Below are 23,510 nucleotides of genomic sequence, written 5' to 3'. Positions count from 1 at the left end.
TGTTGTAGATCCTGACCAGCCAAGGGTTATAGTCTTTATAGGATGACCATCCATCCACCCCAGCTTGATTCGGTCAACCATTAACATCGGACTTAATCTATTGAGCCAATAATAGTGAGCACTTTTGAGGATTATAACAAAATGACATCAGCTAACTCCTACGAGATTAACGCTCAACAATATCAGGGCATGGGCGTTCCCGAAGAAAGTCTTGGCAGCATTCTACAACGGGGAGGTGAGGAACTGGCAATTACTAAAGTTCCTGGGCGGTTTACGGTTCGCTTGGTTTCCACACCCCCAGTAGGCGGCGGTGGTGGAGTCAGCCCCCTACCAGATCAAGCTGATGGACTCACGCCAAAACAACCAGTCACGGATAGTGGCCCTCAGTTTACCCCGGTTGTATCTGAAGGAGAAAACTTACAAAATTTGCCTATCCACATTGAGGAAACTTCCTCGGTACCACCAGAACTCCAGGAAGTTAAGGTAAAAGATGCTGAACTCGATCAGGCGATGGAACTGGCTCGTCAGTCAGATCGGGTGGCTTTTGCGAGTCATGTCTATCAGGCTGATAATAATCCGGGAATGGTTATGTATCTGACCAATCAAATCACCATTCAGTTTAGCGAGGAGGTTGAGGAGTCCAACCGCAATGCGATCGCCAACAGCCAAGGTTTGAGATTATTAAAATCTGTCTATGGTGTTCCCAACACCTTTGTCTATGAAGTCAGCAGCCAAGCTCAAGAAAATCCCATTAAAATCGCTAACCGCCTCACCAGGAACCCAGAAGTTCTAGTAGCAGAACCCAATATTGTGGTCAAAAGCCAAAAGTATTATCGACCTACTGATCCTCTCTACCACCGTCAGTGGTATCTCCATAATACCGGAGGTGCCGATGTAGCTCCTGATGCTCATATCTCGGTAGAACCAGCTTGGGATATTACTCGAGGAACCAGATCTATAGTGGTTGCTATTACCGATGATGCGATCGACCTTAATCACCCTGATTTTCAGGGTATAGGAAAAATTGTCGCTCCCATTGACCTGAAAGGCCAAAATCGTCTCCCTTCACCACAATCTCCTTCAGATAACCACGGAACCGCCTGCGCCGGATTAGCGATCGCCGAAGAAAATGGCAAAGGTATCGTCGGAGTTGCCCCAGGTTGTGCCTTAATGCCCATTCGCACCACCGGATATCTCGATGATGAATCAGTCGAAAAGATTTTTGATTGGGCTATTAATAACCGAGCCTCTGTCATCTCCTGTAGTTGGGGGGCTAGTGCCGTTTATTTTCCCTTGTCCATACGACAACGAGCAGTAATTACCAAAGCCGCCGCCGTAGGGCGCAACGGTCGAGGCTGCGTCGTATTATTTGCGGCCGGAAACGCCAATCGCCCCATCAACGGAACCATTAATGAAAGTGGCTGGCCTAATAATGTCATATCAGGCCGAGTCAGATGGTTATCTGGGTTTGCGGTTCATCCTGATGTAATTTCCGTATCCGCCTGTACCAGTCTTAATAAAAAAGCGGCCTACAGTAATTGGGGAACCGGAATCACCGTCTGTGCCCCTAGTAACAATGCCCCCCCTGGAATGTGGCTCCAAGAAACTGGCTATATTGGAACCCCTCCATCGATTAGAACCGCTCTGCGTGGTTTAGGAGTTTTTACGAGCGATCGCGTAGGTGCAGCCGGCTATGATCAGGGTGACTTTACATCCCATTTTGGAGGAACTTCCGCCGCCACTCCTCTAGTGGCTGGAGTAGCCGCTTTGGTCTTATCTGTTAATCCGGATCTCAGTGCTAGGGAAGTGCGCCGCATCATTGAACAAACAGCCGATAAGATTGTAGACCCTGATGCTGATCCTCAGTTGGGTATCAGTATGGGAACCTATGATGGTAATGGATATTCCCAATGGTTTGGCTACGGTCGAGTTAATGCCGAAAAAGCCGTAAAAATGGCTCAAAGTCAACGGGTCAGCCGCCAACAGGTTCAAAGGCGGGTGGAGCAATCTAATAACCGCGTCTTAAATATTCCCGATCATAACCCTCAAGGAGTGACTAGCACTATTTCTGTTGCTAATACTAGCCCGATTTTAGATATCCAGGTGACTGTCGATATCGAGCATCAATTTTTGGGTGATTTGGAAGTGCGGTTAATTGCTCCACACGGGGAGGAGGTTCTACTCCAGGGTCGCACTTTGGGAGGCAATAAGGTTTTGAAAACTACCTATAATCTCCAGACGACTCCCTACATGAGAGAGTTACTAAATCACTCACCACAGGGGACTTGGCGGTTAGTTGTCGCGGATTTAGCACCCCATCACACTGGTAAATTGAACGGGTGGAAATTGGATCTAGGTTTGTAATATCTGACATCCTCCGGCCACCGACCCTCGTGAATCGGTGGCTGCTTCCCAGAATCACTCCTGAGATCAGAGCTAACTCCACATACCAATTCTTTGGGTTTGTCGTCGAATATGGGCTGGCAAAACTTCAGGAGTATCGCCGCCGCCCATCATGCCATAGTCAACAGATGGGATAGCGTTCGCGCTGGTAACATTATCACTGACAAACTCTAAACAGATTTGAAACCGACCCTTTTGCCAGGGCCCGCCGGGGGTAAGTAGTTCGCACTCAATGCCTTCCCCAAAAAGATTTTCCTCTTCCAACTTAGACTGCATCATAGTCAGAAATTCGCTGACCCTGAAGGTGCATTGAAACATAAGGGTACTCGAACCTGTATGGAGTACGTCGTTATCATCCAAAATACGAGTTACATTGTTCATCAAATTTCCTCTTCATTGAATTTGGGATCAGGGCGGTAATCAGGTCTTAGCCATTGTTTCCACGCTGTAGAATATGTACGGGCGGGTTCTCACAAGTCTGCTGGGGAAAATAGAGATGATTGCAGAACTCGCCCCTACACAGTTGGGGAAATTCGCGCCTGACTATGTTCTTATTAGAAGAACCAACCATAGGAATGGAGACCTTTGCCTAATAGGTTAACTCCTAAGTAGCACACCCAAACTACCAAAAATCCTACAGAAGCTAGAATGGCGGGTTTCCGGCCTTGCCATCCTCGGGTGATCCGGGCGTGGAGATAGGCGGCGAAAACTAACCAGGTGATTAAAGCCCAGGTTTCTTTGGGGTCCCAACTCCAGTAAGAACCCCAAGCCTCATTAGCCCAAACTGCACCAGCAATAATGCCAATGGTGAGTAGGGGAAAACCTAAACCGATGATCCGATAGCTGATGTTATCAATGGTTTCTACTAGGCTGAGACGTTGGGGTGATAGAGTGGCGGTGCTGGTTGGTTGGTCTGTTGAGGGGGTAACTAACTCGAGAAGGGCGGTAGAACCTTGACCGTTGGTAGCAGTGGCAAATTCCGAGGGTTTAGAGTTCGATAGCAGAGCATTAGGGGAAGTGCTAATGGTTTCTAGTTGGCTAACGGATGATTTATGATTCCGGGAAATTCTGGTTCCCAGGGAACTGCCACTGAGTTGGACGGCTTGGCCGCGAGTTAGAATTAAAAAGGCGATCGCCAATAGAGAACCTACCATCAGGGTGGCATAACTGATCATCATGACGCTAACGTGCATCATTAACCAGTTGGACTTGAGGGCTGGCACTAAAGGCTCTGATAGTTGCATGGGAGCCGGTAGTTTGAGGGCAGCAAAGGCGGCGATCGCCATAGCTAATGGGGCTGTTACCACACCCACTAAACGGCTACCACTCATGTTTTCCGCCACTAAGTGCATGGCGGTAATGCCCCAAGCCAGGAAAAATAGGGACTCGTAGAGATTACTAATGGGAAAATATCCGGCTTCCATCCATCTAGCCCCTAATAGGGCTGCTATAGACAGGTTGGCGATCGCCATACCGGCGGTTCCTAAGCCCTGCAATTGGGGTATTTGGGGAAATGCAGCCCCTACCCAGTAAACCAACATTGTGATTAGCACAATGGCAAATGAAATGTTATCTAACTGATTCTGGAGTACCACCAGATCCATGTTATGTTCTCCTCTCAAATTTTTTCGATCACTTTTTCGATCCTACCGATTTTTGCAGCATTTTCACTATTTTGGGACTAATATATAGCGATTCGGTGGATTGGTGAGGTACTTTTCAAAGCCCCCTTCCGGTATGGGGAGAGGGGTTTGGGGTGTAGACGCGCAGCGGCTTCTCTTTGAGTGGGCTGTACCTTATGGATATGAGAAACGCTATAAGTGTTATATAACCTGCCACCAAACCCGATCAGATAGCCGTCTATTTGTGTTCAACAATAACCTGATTTTTTGAGAAATCTCGGTTACGATGCCAAAATCCACCATCATCTGATTTTTGATAGGACTGTTTTTCGGAGGACCAGCACAAAGTGAATGCAGCCGAACAAGCTAATAATCTCGAAGTTGCCAGCAAAATTGCTTCTGTCGTTAATCTATTTAAAGCACAGTTTCCCGATGTGCGGGTAGACCTCAAGCCCTGGATGAATGACCCAGAGACTAGGGAATTAGTTGACCCAGACTCTATCGACATTGGTTTTAACTTTCCCGGTAGAAGTCGCTTGATGCAAAGTCGCTGTATTTTGATTCAGATCCGACTGTACCATGATCCCTATGACACTGGACGTAAGGCGATCGGAGTCGAAGCGGCTGGATATGATCACCGTGGACAACAGTGGAAAGTCTCCACCGTGGACAATTGGCAATTTTGGGGTGAGTGTCAACCTGCCGATGAAGGGGCCGATAAGCTAAAATTATTTTGTAGGCAAATCTTCGAGTTGTTTAATGGAGTAGACTCCGGGGCGGCTTGATCGCTTGCTCTAATCATCAAGATCCATAATAAACCGAGTATACTAAGAGTAGGGGAGGGACTGCTATTAATTGTATCGTTGAATATCAGGCGATCGCCGGCAAGCAATCACCAAATTAATTCATAGCCATGACTTACAATACTCACCTTGATGATGATGAAGGCGGCTTAGACTTAGGGCGGCTGTTGGGGGCTGTTCGTCGGAAACTTTTACTGATTAGTGGAGTGACAATTGTAGTAGCTGGGGCGGCTGCTTACAAAGCTATTACTGATACACCCATCTATCAAGCTGAGTTTGAAATATTAACTCAGCCAGTGGCTATTTCTACTCAAGTAATTTCCTCTGCTAATCCCCAAACTCTTAGTAATCGAGAAGAAATCGTAGCTGTGACCCTGGATGCAGTACAACTTAAACTACTGACTAGCCCCAGGGTTATTGTTCCGATTGTAGAGGAACTTCAGTCTCAATATCCAGGTATTACTTATAAATTTATTGCTAGTAATCTCAGAATCAGACCTACTCCTGAAAATATTTTAATAGTAGGATATCAGCACCCCAATAAAGATTTGGTTAAGTCGGTTTTAGATTTGGTGTCAAAAGCATTTTTAAACTACAGCTTAGAAACCCGACAACAAGATATTCTCAAAGGTATTGAGTTTGTGGGGGAGCAAATCCCACAATTACAAGAGAGAGTTGATAATCAGCAAGAAAGGCTACAGATTCTCCGCCAAACCAATAATCTTTTAAACCCAGACACTGAGGGTAGTAAACTCTCCAGTCAGGTGACAGCAATTGAACAACAACTTTTAGACAATCAGCTTCAACTTGGTCAAGCTAGATCTTTGTATGCTAACCTACAAAGGGAACTAGCTAATAAACCACCGGAATATGCTGTAGCTTCCATACTACTGGAAAGTCCCCGTTATCAAGAAATAATGAATCAACTGCGGGCGATCGATAATCAAATGGCTAAGGAGTCGGTTCTTTATTTAGAAGCTAGTCCCGAAATCAGCATTTTGCAAGAACAACGAGAAAGTTTGTTGCCACTTTTACAAAGGGAAGCCGACCGAGTTAGTCAAGAGTGGGCTAGTAAAATTCAAGATCTAGAAGAACGAAATCTGATTCTGCAAGATACCATAGATCGCATTAATGCAGAAGTTAAACAGCTTTCGGTGGTGAGTCGAGAATATACGGATATTCAGCGAGAATTATTGATTGCTACGGATAACTTAAATCAGTTTTTGGCGAAACGGGAGGCTTTTAAAATTGATATGGCTCAAAGGGATGCTCCTTGGGAGTTATTAACTCCTGCAGGTGAACCTAAACCTTCTTCTGCAAGTTTGAAGAAAAATGTGGTTTTAGGAACTGCTTTTGGTTTGCTATTAGGATTGGGTTTGGCGCTGTTGGTAGACCAACTTAGCAATGTGATTTACACAGTTAAGGAGGTTAAAGAGGCGACTAAGTTACCGATTTTGGGAGTTATTCCGTTTGACCGCCATTTGAAGTCTATAGTTTCCCAGAATCTTCCTGATAGTGAAGCACTAGAAAATCTTGAACAATTGGATTTGGGAATTAGCCGGAGTCATCAGCCACAAGGAAATGTCATGTCGGCATTTTATGAGTCATTTAGAAGCCTTTATACTAGCATTCGGCTGTTGAACCCAGATCAGCAAATTCGGTCTATGGTGATTAGTTCTTCTGTACCTGGGGAAGGTAAATCTACAACTGCTATTTACCTGGCTTTGGCGGCGGCGGAACAAGGTAGAAAGGTGCTTTTGGTGGATAGTGATTTGCGATGTCCGACTCTCCATCAGCACTTGGGATTGATTAATATGATGGGGTTGACTGATTTAATCTCTAGTGATTTAATCGACATAGATATAGAGCGTGTAATTCAGCCCTATTTTTTGGAGAGTAATCTGTTTGTTTTAACATCAGGCTCAACTCCCCCTGACCCGATTCGGATTTTATCATCTAATAGGATGGTGAATTTAATCAGGAAACTTGAGCATGATTTTGATTTGGTGATTTATGATGCTCCGCCTATGTTAGGATTAGCGGATGCTAATTTGTTGGCTTCGGAAACTAATGGTATGGTATTAGTAGCGAGTTTGGGTCGCATTAATCGTTCGGTTCTGGAAAATGCGATCGCTCAATTAAAAGAGAAACCGAACATGAGCGCCCCCATTTTAGGAGTAGTTGCGAACCGTTCTCCTGAAGTTCCCCTCAGTTCTTATAGTTATAGTTTCAGTAATCCTCAATTCCGGCAAAATCCCCGAAATTTGACTCCTCAAAAGGTGAATAGTTCATCATCAATTGTAGGAACAGTTCCGAGAAAAAATGCCAGAAAATCATAGCAAGTGTAGAGACAAGGGAGGCTTGTCTCTACGGGTGGGGTACGGATGGGGGGGGATTGGCTTTAATTAACTAACGGGCTGGTTTTGTTGATTAGGAAGCATCAGACTCCCGCAAGCGTTCCAACTCTTCCCTTAACTTAGCAATTTGAGAGGTGAGATTTTGGATTTCGGTGATTTCATTGGTTTGGGGGCTAGATACTTCAGACTCTGTGGAATCTGTAGGAGTAGTTATGTTTGAACTATCGACTTCACTGGACTGGGTGGATTGTGATTGAGAAAGGAGTGTATCGACAAAGCTGCGGGCTTCCTCTTCGGTGATAGCGCCTTTTTCCGCCCATTCTTGGGCGAGTTCATTTAACTGTGACTGGATAGTTTCCAGGTTGGCTTCCCGCTTTTGAGGGTCTTGGAGAATTTCAATCAGTGAGGATGTTGCGCCTAGGGTGACACGAAATCCTTGGTGTAGCATTTGGGTTAGGTTATCGACATTCATAAGTAGCAGAAAACTCGTCACGACAAGAAACAAGTGGCTAATTAGCGCGGATCTAGGATATATTCTAGCATTTGGCTCTAGTCTGGGGGGACTTACGCCAAAACTGGAGTGAATAGCGCGAATTTAGCCAACCTGTTCGAGGTATTGTTGCACATCATTAAGGATTTGGGTTAATTCAGCCTCCGTGGTAAGTTTAATGCGATCGTCGCGGAGGGTAATCAAGACTTTAGCAGCAAAGAGACTTGGCCAGATGTTGGGATTACAGAAGACTTCCAGAAAGACATCTCCGGTATACTGGTATTCCATGGACTTCTGGGGGGTGGGTCTACCTGCACCAGGGGTAGATTGAGCCGCCACGGCTATTAGCTTCGTTAGCTCATTTAGGGCTGTTTGTAAGTTGGTGGCTGCTTCTGGGGTGAAGCGCAAGGCTACTGAGCCCTGTATTAAATTGATAGTTAGAGGAGCAGCAGACATAATTTTAATGGTAGAATAATGATTACCTTAACAATTGTACCGATTAGCGATCGCCTATTAATTATCAGATAATTATCGGATGTGGAGGCTTGGGGGGGATTGATGTTTACCGGAAAGTTTTGAGATCGTATTTGAGGAAAATAGCAGGGTATCATCATGAGTATGGATCACCGTTGTGAAGTGCGCCGGGTTCTGATTATCACCTTGGTTTTAAATTTATTGGTGATGGGGATTAAGGCTGCTGTAGGAGTTCTCACTGGGTCTTTGAGCTTATTGGCTGATGCTCTGCATAGTGTGACAGACGGGGCGAATAATGTGCTAGGATTGGTTGCTAATCATTTCGCTTCCCCAGATCCCGATCGCGAACATCCCTACGGACATCAAAAATTTGATGCGGTGGGTGCTTTGGGAATTGCCGCTTTTTTGGGAATTGCCTGTTTTGAAATTCTCACCCGTGCTGTAGAACGCCTGCTAGACAGTGAAAATGACCCGGTGATGGTCTCTGTTGAGCATTTATGGATTTTGTTGTTGGTGTTGGGTATTAATATTTTTGTGGCTTATTATGAACGGCGGGTGGGTAAGCGTTTAGGAAGTGCTTTGCTCGTGGCAGATGCTAAACATACCATGAGTGATGTTTGGATCACAATTATGGTGATCGCCGGATTGATTGGGGTGTGGCGCGGTAATGCTTGGGGTTTACCACAATTACAGTTTTTGGATGTGGTGTTAGCGTTTCCGGTGGCTATTTTGGTGTTTCGTAGCGGGTGGGAGGTGATTAGCGATAATTTACCTTGGTTGGTGGATAGAATGGCGATCGCACCTGAACAAATTAAGCTGATTGCTATGTCTGTTCCGGGTGTGGTCAACTGTCATGCGATCGCCTCTCGCGGTATCATCGGACGGCAGGTTTTTATCGAAATGCACATGGTTGTCCGGGCTAAGGATGTAGAAACAGCCCATGACATTACTGAAGCCGTCGAAGCACAATTAGAAAAGCGCTATGGTCCGGCTCGTATTTTAATTCATGTGGAACCACCCGAATATAAATCAGATGTGATTACCTACGAGGAGCGATCGCCGACAGAAGACCAAGACGATAATTAACGGGAAATATCCGATTGATCGATATTCTCATCAACTTCCGGAAACCGGATAATGTCGTCTTCTCCCAAATATTCCCCATTCTGTACTTCAATCATTACCAAAGGAATCACCCCCGGATTATCTACCCGGTGGGGGGTATTCATCGGAACGTATGTAGACTGCTTCGCCGTGAGGATAATTTCTTCATCACCACATTTCACCTTAGCTGTTCCCGCTACTACAATCCAGTGTTCACTACGATGATAGTGCATTTGGGTACTGATATGATACCCCGGATTAATCACAATCCGATTGATCCGATAATGGTCTCCTTGTTCTAACAGCATTACCTTACCCCAGGGTGGTGTCCGAGTCATTATCGGTGTTTGAGTTTCTGTTGGTTTGTCGGTTTTGGCTTTTCCCATTTTCCACGTCACGCCCAAAATACAAACCTTATTCTAACTCAAATTTTCACAACAATTTCGCTGGGATTGCCTCCGGTCAACGGTAAATTTTGGTTTACAGAACTTAACATCTACCCATTAGATGGGAAAGTCGATAGTAAATGTAGTCCAACCGTTTTGACTGGTAACTTCAATTTTACCGTTGAGTTGTTCGATCAACTTTTCGACTAATGCTAACCCCAAACCAGTTCCCCCTTGTTTCCAGGGGTCAGCATTTTGGACTCGATAGAATTTATCAAAAATGCGGGGTAATTCCTGTTCCGGTATTTCGGCTTGGTTAGCGATTTGCAACCGCAGTTTCTGGGATACTTCCAAATCATATCTAGTTTCGATGGTTTCTAATTTTAGATTAATCTCACCGCATTCTATGGTGTACTTACAGGCGTTATTAAGTAGTTCCGCAATAATCCGTTCTAGGCTGCTAGTATTAGTGCGTACAGGGGATAAATCTGGGGATAATTCCACATTTAAAACTAGCTTTCTTGACTGAGCTCTAGAATAAAATGGTTGGGTTATTCGGGGTATCCAATTCACGAGATTTAACATATCTAGGCTGATGGGAATATTGGCGGCTTCTAGATTCTGTAAATTCAGCAGGTCATTAATTAAGTTGGTTTCCCGCAAACACTCATTTTCTAGGATATCAAAATAAACTTGTTGACGTTCTGGCGTTGGTGCTAATTTTAGCATATAAATTGCCATTTTCATATTAGATAAAGGTGTCATAAGTTCATGGGAAACAGTGCTAAGAAATTCATCTTTGAGGATGTTTAATTGTTGGAGTTCCTGCACTTTTCGCTGTAATTCGGCGGTGCGGTCAAGAACTTGTTGTTCTAAGTCGGTATTCAAGGCTTGAACTTGCTGGTATAGTTGAGCTTGATAGATAGCGATCGCCAATTGGGTTGCTAATTGTTGAAGTAGGTTAGTTTCTGAGGGTAGCCAATAGCGAGATTTCTGACAGTGATGGACTTCAATGGTTCCCCAAAGTTGTCCATCCTGGAGAATTGGCACTACCAAATAAGCCAGAATTTCTTTATCAGATAAAATCTGCAATTCTTCAGAAGATATTTGTGCTGTTTCTATTTCCTCAACGGTATAAATATGGTGGTCATTAAAGGCATATTGATAATAATTAATCACCTCTTCCGTTAATCTATGTTCTGAGAGCGATCGCCATCCTTTCCCTACCGACTCCGCCACCAATTTACCCACGCCCGTATTAAGTATTTGGTAAATAACTACCCTATCTGAGCTTAAAAAATTTCGCAGCTCTGCTACTGTAGTATTCAGGATATCATCTAAGTTTAAAGATTGATGAATTTGCAGAGATATTTTAGCTAGTAGCCGTTCCCTTTGCAATTGCTCGTGGAGTTGTGCTGTGCGTTCTTGTACCTGTTTTTCTAGTTTGATATTACGACTTCTCAGCAGTTCTATTTTCTCGGATTGCAATTGATATACAGACTGTTGAAGCTGCCGAATCACCCGATACATCTCCGTAGGATCCAGCATTCGCAACAGACTCATTTGGGTGATAATTCCCTGCAATTCTCCTTGGTCATTACTAACCAATAAACGCTGGAGTTGTCTGGCTTGCATTTCCTGGTGAGCCCGCCACAATGAATCCTTAACTTTTAAGGAAAATTGAGGAATCCCCATAATCGTTTCGGCGGTAGTTTCCGCTAAATTTAATTGGATAAATTGCGCTAAAACTATATTCTCAGCGGTGACAATACCTACAGGTTCTAATTTATTGGTAGTCAATTGATTATGAATAACAACGCAACCAATTGGATGAGTTGCCATCATTTGTGCTAAGGTTAATACAGAGGTGTTGACCGGGGCGGTCAGAACGTCGGCAATTATCTCATCTGCTACCCGTCTAGTTCTCAAAATATTGGAAGGTTGCAATACTTTCCTGATTCTTTCTGGGGTCACTACTCCCACTAAATGACCTTGACAGTTCAAAACTGGTAGATGCAAAATTTGATGTTGTCGAAACATAGACAAGGCGGTAAAGATATCCTGATCTTCCGACTCGGTTATTTGACATATTGGCCTTGACATAACCTCCCCAATTCTGATATGCTCTAGGGTGGTTTCTTCGGGATTATCTAAAATTCCAGTAGCAATTAGTTGTAGTAAATCACGGGGAGTAAAAATTCCTAATAAATTCGATTTTTCTGGTGGTTCAGCAACAATTTCTGCACCTATGGGAGTGGGTTTATCAACAACTAATATACAGTTGGATCGTATGCCTGTAGGCTGCATCAATGTTCTAGAATCAGATTTGTCTGGTTCTTGTCTGAGATCTCGTGGAAAAGGACAGTGATTTTGCAATTGGCTGATTAATGCGATCACCTCTGCTACAGACGTATCGGGCGTGACTGTGACCGGATAGCGGTCTACGGCTTGCTCAAGGGCTGAGGAGTAATGGGGCGCAGGGTAAAGCATAACTGATACAATTGCACCGACAATTATTCATTATGGACTATTTCTCGGCAATTGGCTGCTAATTTCTGGTTGGGTCAAGCCCAATTATCCATACTCCAGCAACCGAGATCCCTACTATTGGGCGGCGTTTGTTTTAATCGGTAATTGGCTGTAAGCCAGAAACCCGGTTTCTCGCCAGACTCTTAGAAACCCGGTTTCTCGCCAGACTCTTAGAAACCCGGTTTCTTTGAGAAACCGGGTTTCTTTCACTCACCAGACTCTTAGAAGCCTGGTTTATTTTTTACCCACAAATGGGCTGTTATGGTCGAAAGGGAAGTCGCCTTCCCCAACTCCAATTCCAAACCGTGCTTGATACTTTCACATCACACGGCTCCTGATGTGGACACCCTATTGTCAATAGGAACAGGGTTACAACCCCCTGCTTTGTGACTTCAACTTTGGGAGCTATATACAACACGTAGTCTCATGGATTTCTCCATTACTCTCGCTTTCGTCATAACACTCCTACTTATCGCAGTCTCTATATCCACACCGTGACTAGTGGGCATATCCCAACCATTACAGTTAGGCATTGGCTTTCAGTCACATCCTTTCCCCTTATAGGCATACGCTTACACTTTTCACTACTCAATAGACACAACACTACTGAGAGCCTAACAGGGGTTTAAACGTTCCGTTTATATGGGCATTCCATCTTTAGATTTGTTCTATCCACCGGGGTACTTAAAAAGGTCTGTGTAGGTAGTAAATACAACTTCCTACTTTTCCCCTTACCCTTTTGGGCGCAGCGTATCAAACCTATTTCGCTGCTTAATGCTGACGATGGTTCAAGCCGAACATTCGGTTTCCCTAATCATGGATGGTTGGCAGTGGTCGCATCTGGTAGTAGGTTCTACTTCACGCCTTCCGTTCCCCGCTTCAATCCTGGGTTTGTGATTCCCAAAACTGGGGGTGGCTATCGCCTTTACTCTTTCCCATAATCGCCCCAAGTGGATTTTACTCCTCCTAAGTTCACCTGGACGGTAAATTTTGCGATTTTTTAAAATGGGATTGACCTTGAGTTTCCTGCCTTGCTCGTTTTAAGCCCGAGCGTTGGAACATATAAACAGTTAAGGGGTAACTGGGTTGAATCAGTTGATTCCCCTCTAGGAGGTTATTTCGAGCATTGCAGCCATATTTCACTCCTAAACGTCTCGCACGTATTTCCCATAATAGCTAATCATGACTTGCTGCTTGGCGCGGGTGGCTGCGACGTGCAATAAACAGCGTTCCGCAGTAATAAAGCGGTCTTTGGAAACATCGCATCGATAGATAACCGACGCGATCGCCTCTAATTTAACAGCCGGAAATCAAGACTTGGGGGTTTTGAGAATCCCCTCCATGAGCGGTAGTCCGGTAGGGATTCTTTCCCACCGGACAATATCGCCTACAAATATGGCGATTTTTTAGGAACGACTAATCTGAAATCGAACCGTGTAATCCCAGCTAGACCAACCCATAAAGCTGTTTTTCTTAGACATCTTCCACTCCCGCACTTCATAAGCCGGTCCTACGGCAGAAATTTCCAATTCGCAAGCACCGAGCAAATCATCTTTGTCAGAACTTGCGAGAATGCCAACGCCAGTTGTTGCGGCTGAAAGAATCGTCCCAGCAAGGACTCCGTAGGGTCCGGCAGCAGATACAGCACCGGAAACCATACTGCTAATTGCTCCGACCGTATCACCGTACTTAGACCAGTCTTTTCCAGCATCTTCATCATAAGCTTTCAGTCCACCTTTGATGACTTGTCCTGGCTGAAGATTGCCGTCAAATAAAACGGAATCTCCGGGATTAAATGACTTTCTTTGCTTGTCATTGATTTTGATAGGGCGGGTCAAAATTGCTTTGGTGACGTCACCACCGACTAGGGCACCGACAAGATAAAAATCATCGGCTCCCGTAACATCTTCGGTATCGGCACAATACACATCAATTAATTCAATCCTGATACGAGTCATACATTTTTCCTTTGATTAGTTTGTCGAAGTAGAGATTTGTTTGATTCTTTTCTCCCTTCTACTAGAAGACGATTCTCTCTACCAATTTCTGAATTTCTTTTTTTAATTTCTTTTTTTTCGCTGTTTTTGGTCCAAAAATCGAAAATAGCGATCGCTGCTTTACATGACCAGTGCCGGTGCCGGTAATTGGCTGTAAGCCAGAAGCCCGGTTTCTCACCAGACTCAAAGAAGCCCGGTTTCTCACCAGACTCAAAGAAGCCCGGTTTCTCACCAGACTCAAAGAAACCAGGTTTATTTGAGAAACCAGGTTTCTTTTTTTTAAAGAAATCGGGTTTATTTTTTGCCCACAAATGGGCTGGGTTTCCCATAATAGCTAATCAGGACTTGCTGCTTGGCGCGGGTGGCATCGACGTGCCATAAACCGGGTATCGAAGTAATAAATCGGTCTTTAGTAATATGGTCTGGGCAGTCATTTAAGTACCTTTTTAGGGGTAAAATATTATCATTTAATCCCAGTAATAGAATCCAGTAAAATTGTAAACCTTTTACTCGGTGCATTGTGCCGATGCGGATGCCTTCATCTAAGAGATTGTCCGGTTGATTTCGTTTAATTCGTGTAATTGACGATTTGATAATTGCGCCATGGCTGACTCGTACTGTTCCATAGCGCGATTTTGTGCGAAACACCATGCCAACTCGCGATGAATTGCGATCGCCAGTATTCCCCTGATTTTGCAAGGTTGTTAATAACTCTTGTAAATAGGAAATTTCCTGCTCAAAAGTCTTGAACCCCTTGACAATGGGGGCATCGCCGTGCATGATTGAACGGTAATCTTGCACGTGAATCTACTCCGCCATCTAAATCATCGATCACCAAATTTTCCAGAACCGCTGTCGCCCATTTGCGAGTTTCGTCCGTAGTGCGATAATTGAGGCGCAACTTCTTAGACCGTCCGCGAATATCAATATGGCAGTCGCCAATTAGATGACAATTTGCCCATAGATGCGTTGGTGGGCATCTGCGACCAAGAATATATCATTGGCTGTTGGGAGACCCGCGATCGCCCTAATTAACTCAAATACCCCTTTACTCATATCCTGGGCTTCATCCACAATTACCGCTTTATAGGGGAGAATTTCTCGACCTTTGGCGCGGATAATCGCGCATAGCATCATACATCGCGTCATTAGCCTCGCGGTATCCCGCTTCTCGTAGCAGGTTGCGATACTCCTCAAAAACCAGCCATATTCCTTGTCGCGCTTTGACGACTCAAACGGGTTAAGCGACCAATGCGACGGGAACCTAGATAATCGCGCTAGAGTTTGGCAGCGGTTTTGTTGTAGCACTTCCTGCCATTCTTCCCGATAAAAACTTAGGGGAAATCCTAATTCTGGCGGCGCTAAAGTATAGGCTTGTTGCCAGAGGTCATCCGTTTCGTTATTGTACACGATCCGGTTTTCGATGCCCTCCTCTTTGAAAAAACTTGTCACCCAAGAGTCTAGGTTAATTACCCGAATGCGTTTCATTACTTCCGGGGTGCAAATGGTTTTCAGGTTGTTTTCAATATCGATCGCTAAATTTCGGATAAACGTCGTAAACAAAAGGCGATCGCTCGTTTTCGTCAAGCGATTTTCTGCCAACCATTTCGCCCGGTGCATCGCCACCACAGTTTTACCAGTCCCCGCCCCACCGAGTACCCTCACCGCCCCATTCCAGTCTCTTTCAACTAATTTCCGTTGGGTGGGATGAAGGAAAACCCGCCATTTTTCCAGGGGGGCTGCTAACATTTCCTCTAATTCTGTGTCATCGGTGATTACCATAAACCGACAACGGCTGTCCTCATTGTCTAGGGCTGCTTCGGTGGTTATCCGGGTCGATATTATCTTTGGGTTCTGGCCAATGCAATTGTTGGAAAATATCCGGGAGGGGATAGCCAGCAGCTAACATAAAAATCCCGTCGCTGGCTTCCTTGGGGAGATGGGGCAACAGTTCTTCCACCCATACGATCGCTCACAATTTCCCGCACGGCTGGGAGTAAAATTTCAGGAACCCCCAAACGCATTAAATCCCGATCGGCGATCGCATCAAAGCGTTTAGGTTGGGCTTCTGGTTGCTGGTGACTTTGCTTGAGTTTTTCCGTAGTCGCTTCTACTTGTTCAACATCGATAATTTGCACCTAAGAAAGAAACCTGGTTAATTTGGCAGACTTTTCGCCGCGCCCATTGATAAGCAACCTGCATGTTTATCAACCCATAGCAATAGATAGGTATTCCCCGTTTCCGGTTTCAGTACGATCGCCCGATAATCTAAATCCACCCGCACAGATTTTAGTCGTTTGTCTCGACTCCCTATGGAGTTAAGCGATCGCTTTTACGCTACCACGATCGCTTAATAGTTCATATCCCGCTTGGGGTCCGGGCCAGTTTTCCTGACTCATGCGACGGGTGGCGGGAAAAAGACTTTCTTCGATCACTAATTCCCTTAACTCCTCCCAACGGGGGTCAGTGTTTTCTAGGGGAGACTGGACTACAGAAGAAAGGAGTAGCTAGGGATATCTCTGGGACAGCGTTGGTGGTAATGGCGTAAAAATGGGGGAGGAATTGGTATAAATTCAGCGATCGCAATGCTTCGGGCCAACTTCCGGGGTCTTCGGGGTTGGTCGTCTAACTCTAAGCAGACGAGGCTACCTGTCGCGTTTTTTTCGTGGTTACGCTTCAGGTCTACTAGCGTAAAAATCTGTAATGACTCCGAAATAGATACCTCCCCAATGGCGTATGTGGGGGGAACTTCCCAAAGGGCGATCACTTCTGGAGATAGGCGAGTTTCCATCCTCCCTAGAAATTCTGGTGACCTATCATTGGGGGGACTCCCTTGGGCTAGAGTTCGTATGGGACGCCCACCTTTGCCAATTTTGCGCCTGGGGTTGGTCTAAATAACTCATTAGCCATGCAAAACTATCCTTGCTTTCCAGGGGTTGCATTCCCTCGCAGTCATATTGCTTATAAAATGAGAAAGCGCATTTCCGGAATTGCTGGTTATTTAAGTCCTCACGGAAACTGTCCGGCGGGGGATTGGGTGCGGGCTCCGGGCTGCGGTTAACCTGTTTCTTCAATCATCCCTTAACGACCAACACCAAAATCGACCACTACGGACGATCGCCTGACGTTGTTGGAAGTCTTCCTTAATGCGATCGCGATGATATTCCCAACCGTCTGTAAATACCACCACTGGTAAACTCTCCACCCGACTCGAAGCCGGACGCATGATAAAATCCGCCCGACAGGGAATGGTTACACCATCTTTTTCGTCCAGCGTTACTTGAGTTTCCACAATCCAAGCACTATTTTTTATTTTGATAAAATAGGCTGTTTTACCATCAATAATCTCTGGTTTCAGCACTAAATCAGTTCGCATTGATAGCGCCTTGATAAAGTTTCTCTCTAGTTCACTCTCTAAATTGCTATTAACTTGAATCGCTGATAAACCTTCCGAATGGTCTTGTAATTAACTCCAATGATTCAGTAATTTTCCAAGTAAATTCTCCGCTTTTTCTGGCTAGTATAGTCTTTATAAAAACTATTCCAATAAGCAAAAATACATTGATAGCACCCGTCTTGATGCCTTTCTTTGCAACTACAGGTTCTCATCTTTTCCAAGGCTTGCAGAAATACCTCTTGTAATTCCTGCGGCTGGCGAATTAATTGCCGGAGATATCCCGTCCCTCCCGGTATGCTATCGAACAGATATAAAAACGATTTGCGGAGGTTGCTTTCCGGTTGCGGTTCTTCGCTAATGGTCGTCCGGAGGTGGTCTACTTTCCCCCGAAACTTCTCTTTTAAGCCTAATTGAAGCGCTGCAATAAACGAGTGCAAACCTTCCCGAGTCCAGAAACTTTCATCCGGCATTAAAAACCGGATTGATTATGATTCAAATTCCCGGTAAAGATACAGCACCTCGATAGTTTTTACCTGGTCGGGTTTGTCCCGCCACTGACAGCTAATCGCGTGATTTTGGGTGTGGTCTTTATTCCTATCCATTACTTTACTATAAGGCAAACTGTAAAGCCTTTTGTCGTAAATTTTTTACCCGCAATTTCCACCGTTTCCCCCGTGGACAAAGACTCGCCTAGGTTGATTTTGCGGAACTTCGTGCGGGAAATATACTCGAACCCAAAGAGAAAGGGTGATTAATCAAAAAAGTTTGTTCGCAGAATTCCGGCAAAAAATCCACTAATAAATGTTTCTTTAAAAATCCAATTTTGCGGCTTTTACTATTATTAATTAGGCGACTTTTTTTAGCCTAAAGTAGTTGCCATAACTTGCCATAACCGCAGCATAGTGAGCAACCTGCCTTTATCACTCCATAGGGTATCATTACATCGCGGGCAGGTTTTTGGATGGGCTTCTGGTTGAAAACTCTCCGTTGCATAACTACAACTTCGACAAATTCGCCACTCTTGCGGCTCCGATAATTTGAGGTCTATTTGGTCAACCTTTACTCGTCTTCCTTCCGCATAAAAAACCCCGCTGGGTACTAATTCTCTAATCGCCACCTGGCTGGGGCGTTCATAGGTCATGGTTAGCACCTCATAACGCTTACCATTCGCCCCTTTTTTTTCCCGCAGTTTCCGCAAAACCATTGACCGTAAAGTTATTCCAGCTTCCGGGAAAGCATAGTTGGGGAGCAGTCCCTCGTCCGTCAAAAAGTTAAAGATATTTTTGTTGTTGATATCTCGGATAATTTCCCGGAGTCCCTCTTTTTCTTGTTCCATTTCTGCCAGCTTTTCCGGGTCTTGCAGGTGGGTTCCCCTTTTTGGGCTTTGATTTTTTTGGTGAGGTTGACGATCGCATTACTAAAACGATGTCGTTCTTTTTTCATTCCTTCTAGGCGGTTCAAAATGCGCCAGCCTAGTCCGCCGATTTCCCCTTGTCCCTGGTGCATGAACTCCTCAATTTGGGCTTGAGTTTCTGGGGTAATGGTATCCGCGAATAAATCTATAAATTCCCTCAGTAATTCCCCTTGCTGGCTGTCAATGAACCTTAGCCAATTGTAAGGAAATCGATTTTGGGCTTGATTTTGCAGATGGTTTAGGATATCATTAAGTTGGGGAGAGAATCCTTCCGAGTCTAACCCACTAGCCACCCAATTATCTAGGCAAAACGCCGTCAGTTGTCTCTCTAAAATCGCCGCCGCGTTTAGATAGCATCCCGAAGCGTCTATCCCCCCTTATAGAATTTGGGCGGGGTCGCTGTAGAAGAATAAATCGTGGGGTTTGGCGTTGGCAATTACTCCCACTAAGGCATTACCGTCTCGTCGTCCGGCGCGACCAATGCGCTGCTGGTAGTTGGCGACGTTGGGGGGGAGAGAACACAGGAAAACACTGGAGAGATCGCCAATATTAATCCCCATTTCTAAGGTCGAAGTCGCCGAAATGAAGTTAGGATCACAATAGCGATCGCTATGGATAAAACGGTGTTCTAAACGTTCGCGGTTAGTGCGGCTTAAAAGTCCCGTATGTTCCGCCGCCACAATGCGACGAACTTCTCCCTGTTGATACATTTGGCGATAGTAGACTAAACCGGGGCGTTGGTCGTCTTCGTGGTAATGTCCCCCACAGCCTAAGCTGCGACAAGTTTCGGGTAAGTGGGAAGAAGTCGGAGAATGGGTGATTTGATGATAACAGCGATCGCAAGTAAGAACCTTTCCCCCTGGGTTAATTATAATCGCAGCCATGGGGATACCCCAAGCGCGACCTTGACCGCAAAAATGAGACTCTAGCAACTTCGCCCCCACCAAAGTCTCGCACGGTGAAGTGTAATATATCAATCAGTTGTTCCTTCAGTAGCAGCGTGTGGGGAGCAAATACTCGCATGGCCCAATCTTCGCACCAACTGCTTGTGTTTTTCCCAGAGATCACCCTTTCAAACTGCTTAGTTTTCGCCGCCCCATTTACCAGAAATTTCGGCGCGGGGACAGAAGGACACACCCCTGGCATATAAACTAATTTAGACAAAAGATATGTTTCGCCGCCACTGCTGATATAATTGCCTTGGGTGACAGGTTGCACAATCGCTCCCCGGTGGCGGAGATGATGCAATAAACCCACGATTAACTCCCTTACCCGGTCTTCACTCACTTTCCGCCGCGCTTCTATTTCATTACTGAGCTTTTGGTGTAGCGTCTTAGTCGCCGCCGTCAGGAATTGGGGGTTAAAGCTGACACTAGCGACCCCGCTGCGTTCCCAAGACGGACCGATCGCCCCTCGGTGTCCGAATTGCGTGACAATTTCCCACACCAGGCGCTTTTTGACTAACTCCAGTAACTCCGGTAAAGCCGTGTGGGGGTCTAATTTAGACTGATCGCCATTTAGGAAGTCGTCCCACTCCCGCAACCATTGCAGGTCTGTCGGTAGGAAAGTCGCGATATAATTTTCTGGGGTGGGGATTTTTTCCCGCCAATAGTCCGCAAAGCGATCGCATAATTCCGGCAAAGTCAGGGGATGTTGATATTCTCGCACTAATTGGAAAATTGCCGTGCGTAATATGCTACGATAGGTGCGGGCGTTATAAAATCCAGCCCGATGAGCAGCATCTTGTACCGAGTCGGAAAAGGTGAGTAGTTTCTTGTCCTGGTTGAACGGTGTCGTGTACAAGATGCCAATACTAGCGCTCGTCAGGCTGGCTGCTTGTGCGCCCAAAATTGATTGATAAGCCGTTCGAGTTGCCACAGAAAGGGCAGTCATGGTTAGATATTAACTGTTCCTGTCCGTTTCGGGTTACTGTTTGCGTCACCTCCTGGACTAACACCGGGATGAAATTATCCGCGTTGTTTTCCTTATGACAACCCCTACAGAATTCCGCCGAAGTTGGGTTAACCGTGAGACAGTGACGACAGAGGAGTTGAGTTTCCGGGTGAGACCCGTCGCCGGGAAACAGGAAGGACACTAACGGCTTCTGGCTGAAAAAGGCTTAATAGAAGCCGCGCAGGTCGTTGGGGATGAGTTTATTATTAGTCGTGGAATGGCGCACACCACCCCAACCCGTCGCCCCACAGTCGCGACAGTGCATGACCGGTAAGGTTTTCTGATTTTGGCGTAACTCTGGGGTGAGGTCGTCCGAGAAAGCAAGTTCCGGCTGCGACTCCACAGAAGCAACCATACGCTTGAGTTCCCGAAACCAGACCTGTACCCGTAATGTTACCCAAGAGGCTATGATTATTGTACCATTGGGGTTGTCAATTTGGCAACGTGCCGCGCTAATTAACGCGAAAATGCTATCCAGGAGAAGATAGCAATATTCTGGGTGTTGTTTGACCGGGAAGTGGAGACGGCTACCAATGCGATCGAGAATTTCCTCGTAGGTGCAGGATTTTTCCTTTAAAAATTAGGGGTCGAGATAGACCTCACGGTCTACCCCTCCCATTCAAAACCGTACTTGAGACTTTCACCTCATACGGCTCCTAGTTTGACCGTCTCCTTGTTAAGAGTACAGCATCATCTCTTCATCAAGAGCTGTTTTATCGTCGTGACAATGGCGATGTAATAATTGAAGATTCTTGTAGTCATCCTTTCCGCCTTGGCTTCTAGGTACAATGTGGTCTATTTCAATTAAATCTGATGGGGTAAAGAATTGCCCACACCAGGTACATCTACCTTTTTGCTTTTTGAGTAGTTTTGATACCCTATTTGGCGTATCGATTGCTCGTCCTTTCCTGGTTGCCCAGTAGGTCCAATTTCCGTCATAAAGTGTTGCGTCAGGGCGTATTAAGGTATGTCTGACAATTGGAGTCCAGTTGTGTTTGAATAGATGTAACCCATCTTTGGTTTGGAACATCCAATTTTCGTGTCTTTCTTTCCCATTGCTAAGTTTAATTGTTCCATGTCTGAAATAATTTCTTAGCTTTTCGTGACTTGCCTTTCCGCATCTTGATTCTGTCCATGCCCGTAACATTTGCCAGATTGTCTTATCTAGTTTAGTGAAGGTCTCTGTTGAGACTACCGCTGAATAATAGTTTGACCACCCCCGAATAATTGGGTTTAGTCTACTTATCAGGGCTGATTGAGGTGCTGTTTTGTGTTGTTCTATTACACCTTTAATCACTTCTGTGTGGGTTTTGACTGCTTTTTGGCTGGGTTTTATGTGGGTTTTATGTCCGATTAATCGGCTTGCTCCCCCACCTGTTTTCCCAGACTTGTATTTTCCAACTGGGTATTGCCTGATATTGAATCCTAGAAAGTCGAACCCTGGATTTTCTGTCTTACCGCCATACTCAATAGTTTTGAGTGTATGACAGATTCGAGTCTTTTCAGGTTTTATTTCTAGTCCTACAGGTTTTAGCCATTCAGAAATAGCAGTTTTGCACTGTTCAATGATTCCTAGGTCTTTGGAAATGACCACAAAATCATCGGCATATCTTATAAGGTTCACCTGAGTGGCTCTGCCTTTATTTGGATACATTCCTTTAACTAACCTTTCTATTCCCAACAGTGCGATGTTGGCGAGTATTGGACTTATTATTCCTCCCTGGGGTGTCCCTGTTTCTGTATCCTCGAATACACCGTTGTCTAGCACTCCCGCTTTTAGCCATTGTTTCAGGTCTCTTTTTAGGCGGCTTGGACAATGAATTTTGGACAGTAGGTATTCATGGTTCACGGTAAGAGCATTTTGCTATATCAGCATCAAGAACATAATATTGTCCTTGATTTATGGCAGTGTAAATTCTGCTAATTGCGTCATGGGCTGACCGTCCTGGACGGAACCCGTAGCTTGTGCCTTCAAATCTCGATTCCCATTCAGGTTCGAGAGCCGATTTAACCAAGGCTTGCCTTGCTCTATCTTGAATTGTGGGTATTCCTATTCCAGCTTTTTTCATCCCTACCAGGTTTTGGAATCCAAACCCGTCGCAGTGGTTTTGCTTTGAGGTTTCCCTTAATGTTCTTGACCAGTTCCAACCTTTGTCTTGGAGAGATTACTCTTACTCCATCAACACCAGCTGTCTTCTTGCCTTGGTTATCTTGGGGGGCGGGTTTATTAAGCTGACTGTTGGGAAGCATGGCTGACCGTGGAACCCGCCCCTACAGCCGCACTGCTAAGAGCCGGGCATAATATGATTTCACCAATAGACGTTGCCACCTTCGTGCCTTAGCATTTTGTCCCGATTTAGCTGCTTGAAATATACTCTTTTGGAGCTTGAAAACTTTCCGTTGAACCTTAGTCCATGGGACTGCCTTCCATGCGTTGTTCGTAGTCTTGATTGGTTTTGGTTTCCCAAACCCTTTCTTTAAACTCGCTATCGCCATTTGTACACCTACTAGGCTCTATTTCTTTACAATCAAACCGTGACCTGTTAGCATATCCCTACCATTACAGTTGGGCGTTGGCTTC

The 23,510-nt window shown here is 45.3% G+C and carries 29 protein-coding genes; 4 read left to right on the top strand and 25 right to left on the bottom strand.

What is annotated here, in order from left to right:
* Positions 1–141 precede the first annotated feature (141 nt).
* Positions 142–2,364 (top strand): S8 family serine peptidase, encoded by a 2,223-nt coding sequence (locus N39L_RS03115; protein WP_006620283.1) that lies wholly within the window; start codon positions 142–144, stop codon positions 2,362–2,364.
* A gap of 72 nt (positions 2,365–2,436) precedes the next feature.
* On the opposite strand, the gene N39L_RS03110 is transcribed toward N39L_RS03115, so the two are convergent.
* Together N39L_RS03110 and ccsB are read right to left on the bottom strand one after the other, a co-directional pair.
* Positions 2,437–2,784: a KGK domain-containing protein gene (locus N39L_RS03110; protein WP_006620282.1), complete on the bottom strand. Its 348-nt coding sequence runs from the start codon at positions 2,782–2,784 to the stop codon at positions 2,437–2,439.
* A gap of 173 nt (positions 2,785–2,957) precedes the next feature.
* Positions 2,958–4,007: a c-type cytochrome biogenesis protein CcsB gene (gene ccsB, locus N39L_RS03105; protein ID WP_014274272.1), complete on the bottom strand. Its 1,050-nt coding sequence runs from the start codon at positions 4,005–4,007 to the stop codon at positions 2,958–2,960.
* Positions 4,008–4,372: 365 nt separating this feature from the next.
* Here ccsB and N39L_RS03100 point away from each other — a divergent pair, with 365 nt between their 5' ends.
* Both N39L_RS03100 and N39L_RS03095 read left to right on the top strand, forming a co-directional pair.
* On the top strand, positions 4,373–4,810 hold the full coding sequence (locus tag N39L_RS03100; RefSeq protein ID WP_006617030.1) for a Tery_1686 family protein: 438 nt from the start codon (positions 4,373–4,375) through the stop codon (positions 4,808–4,810).
* Positions 4,811–4,938: 128 nt separating this feature from the next.
* Positions 4,939–7,167, top strand: a complete 2,229-nt coding sequence (locus tag N39L_RS03095; RefSeq protein ID WP_006617029.1) for a GumC family protein — start codon at positions 4,939–4,941, stop codon at positions 7,165–7,167.
* A gap of 91 nt (positions 7,168–7,258) precedes the next feature.
* Here N39L_RS03095 and N39L_RS03090 read toward each other — a convergent pair whose 3' ends face one another.
* Complete coding sequence (locus tag N39L_RS03090; protein WP_006617028.1) at positions 7,259–7,657, bottom strand: hypothetical protein; 399 nt, start codon at positions 7,655–7,657, stop codon at positions 7,259–7,261.
* A 123-nt stretch (positions 7,658–7,780) separates the two neighbouring features.
* On the bottom strand, positions 7,781–8,131 hold the full coding sequence (locus N39L_RS03085; protein WP_006617027.1) for a hypothetical protein: 351 nt from the start codon (positions 8,129–8,131) through the stop codon (positions 7,781–7,783).
* 156 nt (positions 8,132–8,287) lie between these two features.
* On the opposite strand from N39L_RS03085, the gene cdf31 reads away from it, so the two are divergent.
* Positions 8,288–9,235 (top strand): CDF family zinc efflux transporter Cdf31, encoded by a 948-nt coding sequence (gene cdf31, locus N39L_RS03080; protein WP_006617026.1) that lies wholly within the window; start codon positions 8,288–8,290, stop codon positions 9,233–9,235.
* Here the strand turns inward: cdf31 and N39L_RS03075 are convergent.
* The 21 genes from N39L_RS03075 to N39L_RS02975 form a co-directional block, all read right to left on the bottom strand.
* On the bottom strand, positions 9,232–9,639 hold the full coding sequence (locus tag N39L_RS03075) for a phosphomannose isomerase type II C-terminal cupin domain (protein ID WP_006617025.1): 408 nt from the start codon (positions 9,637–9,639) through the stop codon (positions 9,232–9,234). The genes cdf31 and N39L_RS03075 overlap by 4 nt on opposite strands.
* 117 nt (positions 9,640–9,756) lie before the next feature.
* Positions 9,757–12,129 (bottom strand): CBS domain-containing protein, encoded by a 2,373-nt coding sequence (locus N39L_RS03070; protein WP_006617024.1) that lies wholly within the window; start codon positions 12,127–12,129, stop codon positions 9,757–9,759.
* Positions 12,130–12,243: 114 nt separating this feature from the next.
* Complete coding sequence (locus tag N39L_RS03065; RefSeq protein ID WP_286131342.1) at positions 12,244–12,378, bottom strand: hypothetical protein; 135 nt, start codon at positions 12,376–12,378, stop codon at positions 12,244–12,246.
* A 578-nt stretch (positions 12,379–12,956) separates the two neighbouring features.
* Positions 12,957–13,118: a hypothetical protein gene (locus tag N39L_RS03060; RefSeq protein WP_202070192.1), complete on the bottom strand. Its 162-nt coding sequence runs from the start codon at positions 13,116–13,118 to the stop codon at positions 12,957–12,959.
* A gap of 456 nt (positions 13,119–13,574) precedes the next feature.
* Entirely contained in the window at positions 13,575–14,126 is a 552-nt protein-coding gene (locus N39L_RS03055; protein ID WP_006617315.1) for a hypothetical protein, read from the bottom strand.
* 61 nt (positions 14,127–14,187) lie between these two features.
* Positions 14,188–14,406 (bottom strand): hypothetical protein, encoded by a 219-nt coding sequence (locus N39L_RS03050; RefSeq protein ID WP_014274267.1) that lies wholly within the window; start codon positions 14,404–14,406, stop codon positions 14,188–14,190.
* Positions 14,407–14,459: 53 nt separating this feature from the next.
* Positions 14,460–14,945, bottom strand: a complete 486-nt coding sequence (locus tag N39L_RS03045; protein ID WP_014274266.1) for a 3'-5' exonuclease — start codon at positions 14,943–14,945, stop codon at positions 14,460–14,462.
* Positions 14,946–15,107: 162 nt separating this feature from the next.
* Positions 15,108–15,947 (bottom strand): UvrD-helicase domain-containing protein, encoded by an 840-nt coding sequence (locus N39L_RS03040; protein WP_014274265.1) that lies wholly within the window; start codon positions 15,945–15,947, stop codon positions 15,108–15,110.
* Positions 15,948–16,006: 59 nt separating this feature from the next.
* Positions 16,007–16,303 carry a hypothetical protein gene (locus N39L_RS03035; RefSeq protein ID WP_006617313.1) on the bottom strand — a complete coding sequence of 99 codons (297 nt, stop codon included), beginning with the start codon at positions 16,301–16,303 and terminating at the stop codon, positions 16,007–16,009.
* A gap of 350 nt (positions 16,304–16,653) precedes the next feature.
* Entirely contained in the window at positions 16,654–16,956 is a 303-nt protein-coding gene (locus N39L_RS03030) for a hypothetical protein (RefSeq protein ID WP_006617311.1), read from the bottom strand.
* 279 nt (positions 16,957–17,235) lie between these two features.
* Positions 17,236–17,541 (bottom strand): hypothetical protein, encoded by a 306-nt coding sequence (locus N39L_RS03025; RefSeq protein ID WP_014274263.1) that lies wholly within the window; start codon positions 17,539–17,541, stop codon positions 17,236–17,238.
* Positions 17,542–17,645: 104 nt separating this feature from the next.
* Positions 17,646–18,032: a DUF1998 domain-containing protein gene (locus tag N39L_RS03020; protein ID WP_014274262.1), complete on the bottom strand. Its 387-nt coding sequence runs from the start codon at positions 18,030–18,032 to the stop codon at positions 17,646–17,648.
* Between the two features lie 389 nt (positions 18,033–18,421).
* A complete protein-coding gene (locus N39L_RS03015; protein ID WP_014274261.1) occupies positions 18,422–18,898 on the bottom strand; it encodes a hypothetical protein in 477 nt (158 codons plus the stop codon).
* Positions 18,826–19,269, bottom strand: a complete 444-nt coding sequence (locus N39L_RS03010) for a hypothetical protein (RefSeq protein WP_014274260.1) — start codon at positions 19,267–19,269, stop codon at positions 18,826–18,828. The genes N39L_RS03015 and N39L_RS03010 overlap by 73 nt, the downstream gene beginning before the upstream one ends.
* 84 nt (positions 19,270–19,353) lie before the next feature.
* Positions 19,354–19,860: a helicase-related protein gene (locus tag N39L_RS03005; RefSeq protein WP_014274259.1), complete on the bottom strand. Its 507-nt coding sequence runs from the start codon at positions 19,858–19,860 to the stop codon at positions 19,354–19,356.
* Positions 19,841–20,869 (bottom strand): hypothetical protein, encoded by a 1,029-nt coding sequence (locus tag N39L_RS03000; RefSeq protein WP_014274258.1) that lies wholly within the window; start codon positions 20,867–20,869, stop codon positions 19,841–19,843. Before N39L_RS03000 ends, N39L_RS03005 begins: the two co-directional genes overlap by 20 nt.
* Positions 20,870–21,095: 226 nt before the next feature.
* Positions 21,096–21,284, bottom strand: a complete 189-nt coding sequence (locus tag N39L_RS02995) for a hypothetical protein (protein WP_014274257.1) — start codon at positions 21,282–21,284, stop codon at positions 21,096–21,098.
* Between the two features lie 321 nt (positions 21,285–21,605).
* On the bottom strand, positions 21,606–22,778 hold the full coding sequence (locus N39L_RS02990) for a group II intron reverse transcriptase (RefSeq protein WP_014274256.1): 1,173 nt from the start codon (positions 22,776–22,778) through the stop codon (positions 21,606–21,608).
* Positions 22,768–22,998 (bottom strand): reverse transcriptase domain-containing protein, encoded by a 231-nt coding sequence (locus tag N39L_RS02985; RefSeq protein WP_014274255.1) that lies wholly within the window; start codon positions 22,996–22,998, stop codon positions 22,768–22,770. The genes N39L_RS02990 and N39L_RS02985 overlap by 11 nt, the downstream gene beginning before the upstream one ends.
* Positions 22,958–23,179 (bottom strand): reverse transcriptase N-terminal domain-containing protein, encoded by a 222-nt coding sequence (locus tag N39L_RS02980; protein WP_014274254.1) that lies wholly within the window; start codon positions 23,177–23,179, stop codon positions 22,958–22,960. Before N39L_RS02980 ends, N39L_RS02985 begins: the two co-directional genes overlap by 41 nt.
* A gap of 21 nt (positions 23,180–23,200) precedes the next feature.
* Positions 23,201–23,425 carry a reverse transcriptase N-terminal domain-containing protein gene (locus tag N39L_RS02975; protein ID WP_014274253.1) on the bottom strand — a complete coding sequence of 75 codons (225 nt, stop codon included), beginning with the start codon at positions 23,423–23,425 and terminating at the stop codon, positions 23,201–23,203.
* Positions 23,426–23,510 lie beyond the last annotated feature (85 nt).

This window comes from Limnospira platensis NIES-39 (assembly GCF_026000695.1).
In the GTDB taxonomy this organism is placed as follows: domain Bacteria; phylum Cyanobacteriota; class Cyanobacteriia; order Cyanobacteriales; family Microcoleaceae; genus Limnospira; species Limnospira platensis.
The sequence above is the reverse complement of the archived record's forward strand: the minus strand, read 5'-3'. Positions and strand labels throughout refer to the sequence as shown.